This window comes from Leucobacter edaphi, from assembly GCF_016522535.1.
GTDB classification, from domain to species: domain Bacteria; phylum Actinomycetota; class Actinomycetes; order Actinomycetales; family Microbacteriaceae; genus Leucobacter; species Leucobacter edaphi.
The window spans coordinates 213096-226675 of the sequence record NZ_JAEHOI010000005.1 but is presented as its reverse complement, the minus strand read 5'-3'; the positions used below and the strand labels follow the sequence as shown (position 1 = coordinate 226675).

The 13580-nt window shown below is 64.7% G+C and carries 15 protein-coding genes; 9 read left to right on the top strand and 6 right to left on the bottom strand.

What is annotated here, in order from left to right:
- The first annotated feature begins 98 nt into the window (after positions 1-98).
- The 4 genes from JD292_RS06520 to JD292_RS06505 are packed head-to-tail and all read left to right on the top strand — an operon-like array spanning position 99 to position 4006.
- Complete coding sequence (locus tag JD292_RS06520; protein WP_233613764.1) at positions 99-1010, top strand: ABC transporter substrate-binding protein; 912 nt, start codon at positions 99-101, stop codon at positions 1008-1010.
- Between the two features lie 8 nt (positions 1011-1018).
- Complete coding sequence (locus JD292_RS06515; protein WP_200131921.1) at positions 1019-1984, top strand: amino acid ABC transporter permease; 966 nt, start codon at positions 1019-1021, stop codon at positions 1982-1984.
- Positions 1977-2744: an amino acid ABC transporter ATP-binding protein gene (locus JD292_RS06510; protein WP_304599285.1), complete on the top strand. Its 768-nt coding sequence runs from the start codon at positions 1977-1979 to the stop codon at positions 2742-2744. The genes JD292_RS06515 and JD292_RS06510 overlap by 8 nt, the downstream gene beginning before the upstream one ends.
- 56 nt (positions 2745-2800) lie before the next feature.
- Positions 2801-4006: an alpha-hydroxy acid oxidase gene (locus JD292_RS06505; protein ID WP_200131919.1), complete on the top strand. Its 1206-nt coding sequence runs from the start codon at positions 2801-2803 to the stop codon at positions 4004-4006.
- A gap of 92 nt (positions 4007-4098) precedes the next feature.
- On the opposite strand, the gene JD292_RS06500 is transcribed toward JD292_RS06505, so the two are convergent.
- The 4 genes from JD292_RS06500 to JD292_RS06485 all read right to left on the bottom strand — a co-directional run bounded on the left by JD292_RS06500 (position 4099) and on the right by JD292_RS06485 (position 8349).
- Positions 4099-4905, bottom strand: coding sequence for an ABC transporter permease (locus JD292_RS06500; protein ID WP_200131918.1), 807 nt, complete (start codon positions 4903-4905; stop codon positions 4099-4101).
- An 8-nt stretch (positions 4906-4913) separates the two neighbouring features.
- A complete protein-coding gene (locus JD292_RS06495; RefSeq protein WP_200131917.1) occupies positions 4914-5858 on the bottom strand; it encodes an ABC transporter permease in 945 nt (314 codons plus the stop codon).
- A 180-nt stretch (positions 5859-6038) separates the two neighbouring features.
- The gene (locus tag JD292_RS06490) at positions 6039-7223 is read right to left on the bottom strand and encodes an extracellular solute-binding protein (RefSeq protein ID WP_200131916.1); all 1185 of its coding nucleotides are present in this window, start codon (positions 7221-7223) and stop codon (positions 6039-6041) included.
- A 64-nt stretch (positions 7224-7287) separates the two neighbouring features.
- Entirely contained in the window at positions 7288-8349 is a 1062-nt protein-coding gene (locus JD292_RS06485; RefSeq protein ID WP_200131915.1) for an ABC transporter ATP-binding protein, read from the bottom strand.
- Positions 8350-8564: 215 nt separating this feature from the next.
- Between JD292_RS06485 and JD292_RS12455 the strand changes: the two genes are divergently transcribed.
- Positions 8565-9446, top strand: a complete 882-nt coding sequence (locus tag JD292_RS12455) for a FadR/GntR family transcriptional regulator (protein WP_200131914.1) — start codon at positions 8565-8567, stop codon at positions 9444-9446.
- A complete protein-coding gene (locus JD292_RS06475; RefSeq protein ID WP_369411173.1) occupies positions 9397-10107 on the top strand; it encodes a PDC sensor domain-containing protein in 711 nt (236 codons plus the stop codon). Before JD292_RS12455 ends, JD292_RS06475 begins: the two co-directional genes overlap by 50 nt.
- 349 nt (positions 10108-10456) lie before the next feature.
- Here the strand turns inward: JD292_RS06475 and JD292_RS06470 are convergent, their stop codons facing one another.
- Positions 10457-10918: a hypothetical protein gene (locus JD292_RS06470; protein ID WP_200131912.1), complete on the bottom strand. Its 462-nt coding sequence runs from the start codon at positions 10916-10918 to the stop codon at positions 10457-10459.
- Between the two features lie 237 nt (positions 10919-11155).
- Here JD292_RS06470 and JD292_RS06465 point away from each other — a divergent pair, with 237 nt between their 5' ends.
- On the top strand, positions 11156-11311 hold the full coding sequence (locus JD292_RS06465; protein WP_200131911.1) for a hypothetical protein: 156 nt from the start codon (positions 11156-11158) through the stop codon (positions 11309-11311).
- 41 nt (positions 11312-11352) lie between these two features.
- Here JD292_RS06465 and JD292_RS06460 read toward each other — a convergent pair whose 3' ends face one another.
- On the bottom strand, positions 11353-12483 hold the full coding sequence (locus JD292_RS06460) for a mannose-1-phosphate guanylyltransferase (RefSeq protein ID WP_200131910.1): 1131 nt from the start codon (positions 12481-12483) through the stop codon (positions 11353-11355).
- Positions 12484-12696: 213 nt separating this feature from the next.
- On the opposite strand from JD292_RS06460, the gene sdhC reads away from it, so the two are divergent.
- Both sdhC and JD292_RS06450 read left to right on the top strand, forming a co-directional pair.
- On the top strand, positions 12697-13113 hold the full coding sequence (gene sdhC / locus JD292_RS06455) for a succinate dehydrogenase, cytochrome b556 subunit (protein WP_200131909.1): 417 nt from the start codon (positions 12697-12699) through the stop codon (positions 13111-13113).
- Positions 13114-13139: 26 nt separating this feature from the next.
- Positions 13140-13571, top strand: a complete 432-nt coding sequence (locus JD292_RS06450; RefSeq protein WP_233613756.1) for a succinate dehydrogenase hydrophobic membrane anchor subunit — start codon at positions 13140-13142, stop codon at positions 13569-13571.
- Positions 13572-13580 lie beyond the last annotated feature (9 nt).

Genomic DNA, 13580 nt, shown 5'->3' with positions numbered 1-13580 from the left:
CAGCGATTTATCGGTTTCACTAGAGGATTATCCATTCAGCTTTTTGTCAGGTTTCAAAATACTGGTCTCACCCGTCAACCCGGAGAAAGGTGGCAAAGATGCTGCTCAATCGGAAAGCTCGCACCGCAACCGGTGCTCTCGCCCTGCTGTGCACCCTGGCGCTGGCCGCATGTAGCCAGAGCGGCGATGGAGGCGGTGCCACTCCTCAGGGCGGTGAGGGCGCCGAACCCACGATTGCCGTCTACGACAAGGCACAGGCCCTCGTGCCCGAAAAGATCGCCAAGGAGGGAGTGCTGACCGTTGCAATTCCGACGAACGAACCGCCGACGCAGTTCTACCGCGAAGGCACCAAGACGATGACCGGTATCAACCCGGATGTCGCACGCTTGGTCGCCGGCACGCTCGGCCTCAAACTCCAGATCGAGGTAACAAACTTCGACTCGATCATTCCCGGTATCGAGGCGGGGCGATACCAGGCGACGGTTTCTTCCATGACCCCCACCGAGGAGAGGATCAAGGCCCTCGATTTCGTGGACTACCTGAACATGGGGAGCGGGCTCGCCGTCCGGAACGGAAACCCGCAGAAGCTCGACTTTGATTCCCTCTGCGGCAAGAAGGTCGCGGTACTGACCGGTTCGTACCAGCTCAAGGTGTATGTCCCGGATCTCAACGCGGCCTGCAAGAAAGCGGGCAAAGGCGAACTCGAAATTCAGCAGTTCCAGGACACTCGACAGGCGATCAGCTCGCTGGTGAGCGATCGGAGCGACGCGGTCTATGCTGACGGGCCGATCCTGAGTTTCGCTGCGAAGCAGAACCCGGATATCGAGGTGCCCGACAACAACACGGCCTCTCCGGTGAGCATCGGCCTGTCCAAGGATGCCGGTCTCACCGATGCCGTGAAAGTTGCGATGGAGCACATCATCACGACACCGGAGTACACCAAGGTCCTGGAAAGCTATGGCGTCGAGTCGATGGCAATCAAGACCGTGAACGTCAACGTTCCCCAGTGAGCCGCGACATGTCTGCAGAGACAATTCCGCAGGAAGAGCGTCGCTCCTCGGATCGCGAGACGCCGACCCAGGTGCAATCGACCCTCACCTCGCTGGAGGTCCGCCCTCGCCGTCAGTGGTGGTCGATTATCGGCGGTCTCTTCGTGATATTCGTGCTCGTCGCCGCCGCCTGGGATGTTGCGACCAACGAGCGCTTCCGCTGGGGCACGGTGCTGAGCTTCCTTTTCGACTCGAGGATCATCTCGGGTGTCGGTCTCACGCTGCTCCTCACGGTCGTCTCGATGACGGTGGGAATCGCGCTCGGCGTACTGCTCGCGGTGATGAGGCTGTCCGCCAACCCGACGTTCTCGCTGGTCGCACGCGGCTACATCTGGTTCTTCCGGGGGACGCCGCTGCTGGTGCAGCTCATCTTCTGGTACAACATTGCGGCGCTCTACCCGATGATCGCTCTGGGACTCCCGTTCGGCGGCCCCAGTATTGAGATCGGGTCGGCGAACGTGCTGATCACGCCGCTGACCGCTGCGCTCCTGGGTCTCTCGCTGAACGAGGCGGCGTACATGGCGGAGATCATCCGCGGTGGGATCCAGTCCGTAGACGAGGGGCAGCGCGATGCGAGCCGGGCCATCGGTATGACGAACGGCCTGACCCTGCGCCGTGTGGTCCTCCCGCAGGCGATGCGCGTGGTGATCCCGCCGACAGGGAATCAGATCATTTCGATGCTGAAGGGCACGTCGCTTGTGAGTGTGCTGGCCATCTCCGACCTGCTGTACTCCGCTCAGATCATCTATGCGATGAACTACCAGACGATCCCGCTGCTGCTCGTCGCCTGCATTTGGTATCTCGCGCTGACGACCCTGCTGAGCGCTATCCAGTCCCGACTCGAGGCGCACTACGCGCGTGGGTTCTCGCCCCGCGCGGAGCGACGCCGCGGGTCTCGGCAGCACATCACCGATCAGGAGCCGAACAATGCATAGAAGCATGGTGGACATTCGCGGGCTGAAGAAGTCCTTCCACGGCAAGACCGTACTCTCCGATATCTCGCTCACGGTTGAACCGGGCTCGGTGACCTGCCTGATCGGCCCGTCAGGTTCCGGGAAGACAACGCTGTTGCGATGCGTGAATCGGCTCGAGACGATCGATGCCGGGATGATCCTGCTCGACGGCGAACTCGTCGGAGCGGAGCGGAAGGGCAGGCACCTTGTCGCGGCGAGTCCCAAGGCGATCGCCCGATCCCGAAGGGCGACGGGCATGGTGTTCCAACGGTTCAACCTGTTCCCGCACCGGACCGTTCTGGAGAACATCATCGAGGGGCCGACGAAGGTCCTCAAGCGGCCCGTCGCTGAGGCCGTCGCCGAGGCGCGGGTGCTGCTCGAGCGGGTCGGGCTCGCGGATCGTGGCGACGCCTATCCGCAGGAGCTGTCAGGCGGGCAGCAGCAGCGCATCGCTATTGCGCGGGCGCTCGCAATGAAGCCGAAACTGATCTTGTTCGATGAGCCGACATCAGCGCTCGATCCCGAGCTCGTCGGGGAGGTCTTGCAGGTGATGAAAGACCTCGCGAACGACGGCATGACGATGCTCGTTGTGACCCATGAACTCGGCTTCGCCCGCGAGGTAGCCGATCAGATCGTGTTTATGGACGGCGGTGTGGTCGTCGAGTCAGGCCCCCCGGAGGAGGTCCTGGTCACTCCGAAGCACGATCGGACGCGCACGTTCCTGTCGAGAGTGCTCGGGTAGCCCCGCGTTCTCCACCGATTGAGTCAATTCCAAGAGTTCTGGAGCACACGAAGAACATGACTGAAAAGCTGTACAGCATCGAGGCGCTCAGGCGCCGCGCGCATCGCCGCCTGCCGAAAATGGTTTCTGATTTCCTCGACGGGGGTGCGCTCGATGAGCGCACGCTTCGTGCAAATCGCGAGGCCTTCGAATCGCTGCGGTTCAAGCAGCGCATTCTTCGTGATCTGAGCGAGATCAACGTGAGCACGAGCGCACTCGGTGAGGACCTCGGTATTCCCATGATCGTCTCCCCGATGGGACTGCTAACGATTCTGCATCCCGATTCTGATCTGGGAATAGCGCGCGCGGTTGCTCGTGCGAGAAGCCTCATGGTGCATTCCCCGTGGTCCGGTTGCTCGCTGGAGGAGACCCACGATGCCGCCGGGGGGCGAGTCCTCGCCCAGATCGCGTTCTGGCGCGATCGAAAGGTGACCGAGGAACATATCGCGCGGGCCCGAAATCTCGGGGTTTCGACGCTCGTCGTCGCCGGGGACGTTGCGTTCTCCAGCAAGCGAGAGCGGGATATCGTGCACGGCACGGGGATGCCGCCCAAACCGCCGATCCGGGACGTTTTTGACGTCGCGCTGCATCCCGGTTGGATGGCCGGTTGGCTGACCGGCCGCCCGATGACCTGGGGAAGCTATCGAATCGACGACCGCAGGATCCGCATGCGTGAAATGGACGGCTGGATGTCCCGTCACAACACCAAGGACGCAACCTGGGAAGATGTTGCCGCGATCAGGCGATCCTGGGATGGGCGAATCGCGGTCAAGGGCGTCATGTGCGTTGAGGATGCCGAGGAGGCAGTGAACGCTGGCGCCGATGCGATCTTCATTTCGAACCACGGCGGACGCCAGTTCGACAACCAGCCGGGCACGGTGGACGTGCTGCCGCGAATTGCTGACGCGGTGGGGGATCGGGCCGAGATCATTGTCGACGGCGGCGTGCGCCGCGGCTCCGACATCGTCGCGGCCCTCGGCCGCGGGGCAAACCTCGCTGCCGGTGGCAGGGCCTTCGCCTACGGGCTCGCTGCCGCGGGTGAGGCTGGTGCGGATCGCGCGTTCGCCGTGCTCTCGGACGAACTCCGAATCGCACTCGCATACGCCGGGGTGCGCTCCGTCTCCGAACTCGGACCTCACGTGTTCGCGGATGGTGCGGGTCCGGCTCTGCCGGTGGGGACTCCGTCAGAAGCGCCGCCGCAACTCTTCTCGCACGCTCGTTAGCTCGGCGAACAGGAACTCGCGCGCACGCACCGGACTGCCCAGCCGGTGCGTGCGCGCGATGCTGTTGTGTTGCCTACCTCAGTCTGTGTTGCCTACCGCGTCGCCCGCGAGTCCTCGTCTCCGCCGAGCTTCTGCGCAATAGCGATCGGAATGATCGAGACGATGATCATGACGACCGCGATCACGGCGACGATCGGGGCCTGCGAGGGGCGGAACATGTTGTTCATGATGAAGATGGGGAGCGTGGTGACACTCGAGCCCGCCGTGAAGGTGGTCACGATGATCTCGTCGAAGGAGAGGGCGAAGGCGAGGAGGCCGCCCGCGAGGAGCGCGGAGCGGAGCTGCGGGAATGTGACGAGCCGGAAAGTGGTCCACATCCCTGCTCCGAGGTCCGCGGAGGCTTCTTCGAGCGAGGTGCCGGTGCGACGCAGGCGCGCAACCACGTTGTTGAACACGGTCACGATGCAGAAGGTGGCGTGCGCGATTGCGAGCGTCCACAGCGACAGCGGGACCCCCATGATCGTCGTGAAGAAGTTGTTGAGCGCGATACCGGTGATGATGCCGGGGAGTGCGATCGGCAGGATGACCAGGAGGTTGACGGTTTCGCGGCCGAAGAACGCGAAACGCTGCAAAGCGAAAGACACCAGGGTGCCGAGCACGAGCGCGATCGCGGTGGAGATGCAGGCGACGAGGACGCTCGTACCGACCGCGTCCAGCGCGCCAGCGCTCTGGAAAGCCTTCCCCCACCACTCGAGCGTGAAACCGGGCGGCGGCCAGGTGAGGGACTTCGACGTCGAGAACGAATTCAGCACGACGACGAGGAGCGGCAGGTAGACGGCCGCGAGGATCACAGCCGTGATCCCGCCGAGGGTGACGCGCGCGGTCTTGGAGAGTCGCATTTCGGCTCCTACAGGTTGTTCAGTGCGCCCGTGCGTCGCACGAGGAACAGGTAGGCGAAGATGATGAGCAGGGGAACGAGCGCGATCGCCGCCGCGAGCGGGAGATTGTTCGCCGCGCCCACGTTGGTGTAGACGAGGTTGCCGAGCATCTGGCTGGTCCCGCCCACGATGTTGACGGTGATGTAGTCGCCGAGTGAGAGCGAGAAGCTGAAGATCGTGCCGGCGATGATCGCGGGCAACGCGAGCGGCAGGACCACAGATCCCAGTGTGCGCCAGCTCTTGCCGCCCAGATCCGCGGACGCTTCGAGCAGGGAATTTGGTACGCGCTCGAGGCCGGCCTGGATCGGCAGGATCACGTACGGCAGCCACAAGTAAGAGAGAGTGATGATCGTTGCCGTGACGCCGTAGCCCGGGCTATGCGCGCCCACAGGGGTGAGGAGCCAGCTGAGCAGGCCGTCGTCCGAGAGGACCGAGCGCCAGGCATAGGCCTTGACGAGGTACGACGCCCACAGCGGGGTGAGGACGAGTACGAGGAGGATGCGTTTCACCCGGGGTGAGGCGACCTTCGCCATGTAGAACGCGATCGGCAGGGCGAGCGCCACATCGATTACTGTCACCGCGAGCGCGATGCCGACGGTGCGGAGTGTGACGGTCCGGTACAGCGACCCGGTGATGACCTCGATCACGTTATCGAGCGTGAATTCCGTCTTGATCTGGCCGGTGAAACTGTCGACGCCCCAGAACGCCGTGACGAGGAGGAGGGCGAGGGCGACGATGTAGACGACGCCGAGCCAGAACATGGGCGCCGTGAGGAGCAGGGTGAGCCGTGCACGGGGATGCGCGTACAGGAAGGAGGAGACCCTTCGTCCGAGCGACGGTGAGCTTGCGCGCGGAGGCTGCGGCGGGGCCTGAGGCGCGGGCGACGATGCCTGCGCCTGAGCAGTTCCGGTCATGTGGGGATCCTCTCGATCCGCTGGGGCCGCGTGGAGTTCCAGGGCCGCGTGGAGCAGTGGGGCTGCGTGAAGCAGTGGGGTGAGGGAGAAAGCTGAGGACGAGAAACCTCGTCAGGGTGAGGGTGATGCGCCGGATCCACAGCTCCCCGATAGGTCGGCCGTGGACCCGGCGCAGATGGGTTAGCCCCTGATCTCCTGCCAGGCCTTCGTCCAGGCGGCGTAATCGACACACTTGACGTCCTTGCGGCCGTCGAGGCACTCCTCAATCGGAGTTGTCCAATACCAGATCTTCGACGCGTAGTCGGCGTCGCCGGCGTGGTATGCCTCACAGTCGTCGCGGTACTTGCAGGCCTCTTCGCTAGAGGGGGCCTCGCCGAAGTAGCCGGTGGCCATCGCGTTCGCCTTGGGGCTCGCGATGTAGTCGAGCCAGGCGTACGAGCAGTTCGGGTGCTTGGACTTGGAGGCGATCATCCAGGTGTCGCTCCAGCCGGTCGCGCCCTCCTTCGGGAGCGTGACCTGGGTGGTTCCGCCCTCGCCCTCGAGCACGTTCTGGATCACCTGCCAGCTCGTGCCGACGACGCTATCGCCCGACTTGAACGACTGGACTTCCTTCAGATAATCGTTCCAGTATTCGCCGACCGACTTGCGCTGCTCCTTGAGGAGCTCAACGGACGCGTCGAACTGCTTTTGGTCCAGCGCGTACGGGTTCTTGATCCCGAGCTCGGGCTTGTGCGTCATGAGGTACATGGCCGCATCGGCGATGTAGATCGGCGAATCGTAGGCGGTGACCTTGCCAGCATGTTCGCCCGCCTTATCGAATACGACATCCCAGGAATCGGGCTGCTTCGGGAAGGTCTTCTTGTCGGTCATCAGGAGGTTCGCGCCGTAGCCGTGGGGTACGCCGTAGGACTTGCCGTCCACGGTGTTCCAGGCACGGTTCTTCAGGAAGTCGTAGATGCCGTCGTAGTTCTTGAGCAACTTCGTATTCACGGGCTGCACGTCCTTCGAAGCGACGAGGCGGAGCGAGGCATCACCCGACGCGGAGACGACATCGTAGTCGCCCGTCTTCATCAGGTTGAGCGCCTCGTCCGAGGTGCCGAACGTCTTCGTGGTGACCTTGCAACCAGTCTCCTTCTCGAACGGCGTGACCCAGTCGACCTTCGGATCGTTGGAGCCGTCCTCGGTGTAGCCGGGCCAGGCGAGGATCGAGATCGCGCCCTCCGTCTTGCCGAGTTCCTTCGCCTCCGTGGGGCCGCTCGCGCTGCCCCCGCCGCCGCTCGTTCCACAGCCTACGAGGGTGAGGCCGAGTGCCGCTGCGGCGGCGAGCGCGGCAGCGACGCGGCGCTGCGTCGGTGTGCGTGTCATGTGACTCTTCTTTCGTTTGGGGCCGAATCGCGCCGCGATCAGGCCTGGTGTTGGACGGTGCGGATCAGGCCGCGGGCTGGAGTGGCACGACGTCCTCGTCGTGCCACTGGACGAAGACGCGCTCGCCGCGGGCGTCCTCGGGCGTGTGCTTGCGCACGTTCTGCTCGAGGACGGTGACCCGGACTCCCGCGTCCAGATCGACGACGACGCGGGTGGAGTTGCCCAGGTAGATCGACTCGACGACGGATCCAGCCGCGCTGCGCACGCCGAGAGCCGCGTCCTCGGAGCGAGAAACGATCATCTTCTCCGGCCGGATCGAGTGGTCGCCCGCGACCCCGAGGACGGTGTGCGACACCTCGGCGTCGAGCAGGTTCGTGTTGCCGATGAAGTCAGCAACGAAGCGTGACGCCGGGTTTTCGTAGAGGTCTCGCGGGGTGCCGAGCTGTTCGATCTTGCCCGCGTTGAAGACGGCGATCCGGTCTGAGAGGGTGAGCGCCTCCTCCTGGTCGTGGGTGACGAAGATGAAGGTGATCCCGAGGTCGCGCTGCAATTGCTTGAGCTCGACCTGCATCTGCTCGCGGAGTTTCAGGTCGAGGGCGCCGAGTGGTTCGTCGAGGAGGAGCACGCTGGGTTCGACGACGGTGGCGCGGGCGAGCGCGACGCGCTGCCGCTGGCCTCCGGAGAGCTGCGAGGGCATACGATCGGCGACGTGATCGAGGCGAACGCTCTCGAGGGCCCGCATTGCGCGCTTCTTCCGGTCGGCCCTACCGACGCCACGGACGCGTAGGCCGTACCCGACGTTGTCGAGGACGCTCATGTGCGGGAACAGCGCGTAGTCCTGGAAGACGGTGTTGACGTTGCGGTCGAACGGCGCTTTTTTCGTGACGTCGTCGCCGAACAGGGAGATCGTGCCCTCGGTGGGCTGTTCGAAGCCGGCGATGAGGCGGAGGACGGTCGTCTTCCCGGATCCTGACGGGCCCAGCATCGAGAAGAATTCGCCCGGCCTGATGTCGAGGCTCAGCCCGTCGACGGCGGTGAAGTCTCCGAACTGCTTGGTGACGGATTGGACGGACACCGCTGGGGCACCGGACGCGGCGTCGCCGCGGTTCGTGTCGTCTTCGACCATGGTGAATCTGCTCCTCAACTGCTCTGTTGAATGCACCGAACTTAACATATGGTTTGAGATGTTAAAGGCTTCGCGAGGATCGATCTGGTCACGATTCGGTCACGAGAAAGCGGTGGGTGGTCCCGACGGCGTCCCGGAACAGGGAGTTCATCGGATCCGGAGGAAGCTCCTGCCAGAATCGAACTGCCGGTGAACGACAGGGATCGGAGGGCGTCGTGCCTCACTCGCTCGCTCACTCGACCCCGAGCCGACTTCGCACCGCAGCGTTCGCGCCGCTCGGCGATGAGGGGCGCGCCGCGCTCGTCGTCACCCGCCTCACCCAGGCGATTTCCAACGGCGCATTCGTCGAGGGCGAGCGGCTGCCCAGCGAGAACGAACTCTCCGCGCTGCTCGGCGTCGCACTCGTCACGGTGCGCGAGGCCCTCGGCACCCTGCGCGACCGTGGCCTGATCGAGACGCGCCGCGGCCGCGGCGGCGGCAGCTTCGTGCGCACGAGTCAGGGCGCTGTCGAGGAGGTCAACGCGCGCTCACTGATGGAACTCCCGCGGGTCGAACTCGCCGACATGGCCGTGCACTACGAAGCCATCTCGGCAGCCTGCGCTGAGTATGCGTGCCGCCGCGCCGCGCCGGAGGAACTCGAGGTCGTCGAACGGATCCTCGCGAGCGCCGGCACCCTGGCGCGCGACGCGTGGCGCCGCCGCGTCACCGACGTGCAGCTCGAACTCGCGGCGCTCAGCCAGTCGGTGCGCCTCACCTCCGAACACGTGCGCGTGCAGACCGAATTCACGCCCTATCTGGCATTGCAGGACGCGGATCCGGATCGCCGCGCCGTCACCCACGAGACCCTCATGCGGCAGATCGCAGCCACGCGTGCGGGCGACCCTGTCGAGGCCCGCGCACAGGTGTCCGCGGGCGTGCGCGGCGCGGTCCGCTGGCTCACGGGGTTCCGCGCCGAGCTGCTCGCGGCCGCCGCTGACGGCGATCTTCGTGGCAGACTGAACGCACGCGGGAGCACCGACGCCCCCGCCCCGGACGATGGGGGACACGGTGGCAACGACGCTGCTGGCAGCCGAGCGGGCGATCCGCAACGTCGATGACTTCTTCGCGGGGGTGTTCGCGCCGCTCACCGAGTGGCGCCCGGTGCTCGAAGCGCAGCTCGAAGCGGAAACGGCCAGCGGACCGATCACCGGGCAGCGACTCGTCGAACTTGTGAGCGCCGGTTCGCATCGCATTCTCGACACGACCGAGCGTCCCCTGTACGGCGCCGGCTACTGTGCGAGCAGCGGGATCGTCTCCGAGGGCAACCCGCTCGCCTGGTGGCAGGGCCCTGAGCGATCCCTCCTCGCCTCCTCCACCTTCGGACCAGGTCAGGCCGCGATCGACCTCTTCCGCCTCGAGTGGTACCGCGTGCCCGAGACGACGGGCGAGCGACATGTCGCCGGCCCCTTCGTCGACTACCTGTGTTCCAACGAGATCACGATCACGTCGACCTTGCCAATCTTCGTCCGCGGCGAATTCGCGGGCGTTGTCTGCGCCGACGTGCTCGTCGCCGACCTCGAAGAACGCCTGCTCCCGCAGACCGAAGAGTGGGCCGGGGCGGTGCTCGTGAACGTCAACGGACGCGTCGTCGTGTCCTCCGATCCGGATCTCGCGACCGGCGACCGGATCGCCGACCTCGATGCGCTCGCGAGCGACGGGCGGCGCCTCGCGCGCTCGACGGAGTTCCCGTTCGCGATCGCGTTTCCCGCGGGGGAGTGACGGGGCGCCGAGATTGCTCGTGCGCCTGCTCGGCGAGGACGTTTCCGGGGTTCGGAAGAGCGCTTCTTGTTCTTGCCCCGAGAGAGACAAAGGCCCCCGGGATATCTGGTTTCTGCATCGAAGGACACCCCTCGTCAGTGATATCGCTGCAGCGGGGCAGCGCTGATCTACTGAAAACCTACGATCGCCTGCGCGCGACGGAGGTCTGCGACGAACGCGGTGACTGCGGTCTGATCCGTTTCGAAAGTGATCTTGGCCTGATCAGGCCATGGCCCACCGGCCTCCCCAGCTGGCGCGAATCTGATCGGGGAACTCACTCCAAGGGTTTACGACAGTCATTGATCCTTCCCTAGGAGAGGTCCAGCTCGCGAAGAGTGAGGTCCTCCGGGATGGTCTGGTTTTGGAAGTACTGGTAGTAGATATCTGTGGCTTCGTCGGCTGTGAACACCTCGGACGGTGGAACGGTGAGCGTGGAGTCCGCATAGTGGACTTCGACCATGTCGGACTGGTCAGCAGGCGCGGGGCGGCCGACCGCGTACTGGCGGGTCTCGCCGTCGATGTCTTTCCGCTTCAATTCAATGACCATGGCCTCGGCAGTACCAGCGCTCTGCAAGTAGAAGTCATTGTAGAGATCGTCATCGTACCCAGGAGCATCAGGCCAACCCGCATCATCAGGCACGAAATAGATCGAATAGGCGAATGTCTCCTCGCCGTCGAGCCGACCGAGGCTCCTGCGGATTTGATCTCGGAAAGATCGAAAAGTATCACTCAGTCGCGAGCTTATCGAGGAATTGATTTCAGTAATAATCACGGGAGTTACCTCACTTAACTCTTTGTTCAACTACGGATGTGATCTTAATTCTCTATACCATTCAGTATTGCTTCTGCCGGATTCTTCTCGCTCACTGCGTTATCGAACTGGCGTTGCTTTGCGTCGCGTGATGCCCCGCCGCTTTGCACTTCGATGCCTTACACGCGTTCCATCAGGCTTCCTGGCAAGGCCATCGTTGTGTCGGGCCTGCTTGACTTAACGCGCGTTCGCTTTTACGTGCAGCGACCTTGTTCGGCCCGCGGCGCCCGCTGGGCGCTCGCGCTGCAGCCCGACGCCAACGACGCGCCGACCGTGTTCACCGTGCCGTTCACCCACGCCAAACGCGAGGACTTCCCGGCGGGACGCGGATTCCTCGTGCGCGGCGGGAAGTAGATCGGTGTGCAGGTCGCGATGAGTTGAATCGCTGAGGAACCCTACAGCAGGTGCCCGCCGCCCTGCACCTTCATGCGGTTGACCAGGTTCTTCACGTCCTGCGCGCGGCTCTTCGTCGTAACGAGGAGCACGTCGGCGGTGTCGACAACTACGACGTCCTCGACGCCGACGAGCGCGACGAGTCGGTCGCTCTCGGAGACGACGATCCCGCTCGAGGCGTCCGACAGTACCTGGGCGCCGTCGCCGAGCACGGCGAGGTCGGTGCCGCGGCCGCGGGTGAGGAGGTTTGCCACGGAGGCGAAGTCGCCCACGTCGTCCCAGTCGAAGTGGGCGGCGACGCAGACCATCTTTCCGGCCTTCGCTGCTGGCTCGGCGACCGTGTAGTCGATCGCGATCTTCGGCAGCGTCGACCACAGGCGCTCACGCACCTCGGCGCCGCGCTTCGTGCCCCATGCCGCGGCGATCTCGCGCAGCGAGCGGACGAGCGCCGGTTCGGCGAGCGCCATCTGGTCGAGCAGCACCGAGGCGCGCGCGATGAACATGCCCGCGTTCCACAGGTAGCCGCCCTCGTTGAGGTACGCCTGCGCCTGCTCGGCATCGGGTTTCTCGACGAACTCGGTCACGTCGTAGACGTCGAACGGCGCGAGGTCGCCGCGGGCATCGCCGCAGGAGATGTATCCGAAGCCTGTGGCCGGGTGCGAAGGGTGGATCCCGATCGTTGCGATGTACCCCTGATCAGCAGCCTGCACCGCCGTGGTGACGGCGCGCTGGAACAGGACGTCGCCGCGGATCACGTGGTCGGCGGCGAAGGATCCGAGGATCGCGTCGGGGTCGCGCAGCTCGAGCAGGGCGGCTGCGAGGCCGATCGCCGCCGAGGAATCCTTCGGGGAGCTCTCGGTGATCAGGTTCTCCGGGAGCAGCTCGGGGAGCTGATCCGCCACGGAATCGCGGTGCGAAATGCCCGTGACCACCATGAGATGCTTCGGATCCGCGATCGGCGCCAGACGATCCCAGGTGGTTCTGAGCAGGGAGTCTCCCGAGCCTGTGAGGTCGAGCAGGAACTTCGGGGCGTTCGCTCGGGAGAGCGGCCACAGCCTCGATCCGACGCCGCCGGCGGGGATGACGCAGGTGAAGCGCTCGAGCGCAGGCGAGAGGGCGGTGTCCGCTGACATGCCTCCAACCCTAATGGGGGAGCCCTGTGGAAAACCGCGACGGTCTTTCCACACGGCGGAACCGGGTGACGAGAGCGGCCCCCGAATGGTGTCATAATGGGGGACGCAGCGGATTCACAGTATGGGCCTGCTCAGCGTGCGCCCATGCCTGGCAAATCCGCGAACGTCAGCTGCCGAGCGACACTCGGCGAAGCAGGACCAAGGAGGAAGCCCGTGTCAGCCCAAACGGCAGCAGCAGCGCCCGCGGTGAAGAAGAAGGTACGCCAGGGCGGCACCCTCTACCGCGGCAATGAGGGAATGTGGTCGTGGGTGCTTCACCGCATCACGGGCGTCGCAATCTTCTTCTTCCTCCTCGTGCACGTACTCGACACCGCGCTCGTCCGGGTCAGCCCCGAGGCGTACAACGCGGTCATGAGCACCTACAAGACACCGGTCATGGGCCTCGGCGAGGCGGTCCTGGTCGCAGCGATCGTGTTCCACGCCTTCAACGGCATCCGGATCATCCTCGTTGACTACTGGAGCAAGGGCGCCCACTACCAGCGCGCCATGTTCTGGATCGTGATCGTCCTCTGGGCCGTGACCATGGCGGGCTTCCTGCCGCGTCACCTCATGAACGTCTTCGGGCACTAGGCGAAAAGGGGATATTGAACGTGGCTATGGCAATCGAAAACCCGGGCACCCGGCCGGCCCGCAAGGGCACGAACTGGGAAAAGTGGGGCTGGATCTACATGCGCGTCTCCGGCGTGCTGCTCCTCGTCCTCGTCTTCGGGCACCTCTTCTCCAATCTCATGATCGGCGACGGCGTCCACGCCATCGACTTCGGCTTCGTCGGCGGCAAGCTGTCGCAGCCGTTCTGGAAGATCTGGGACACGCTGCTCCTGTGGCTCGCCCTGATCCACGGCGCGAACGGCATGCGCACGATCGTCAACGACTACGTCGAGCGTCCTGGCCTCGCGAAGACCTTCAAGGTGCTGCTGTTCCTGTCGGCCGCGCTGCTGATCCTGCTCGGCACCTTCGTCATTTACACGCTCGACCCGTGCCCCGCCGGCGCGGATCCGGCTCTCGTCGCCTCGTTCTGCAACGCCTGATCGGGCCAG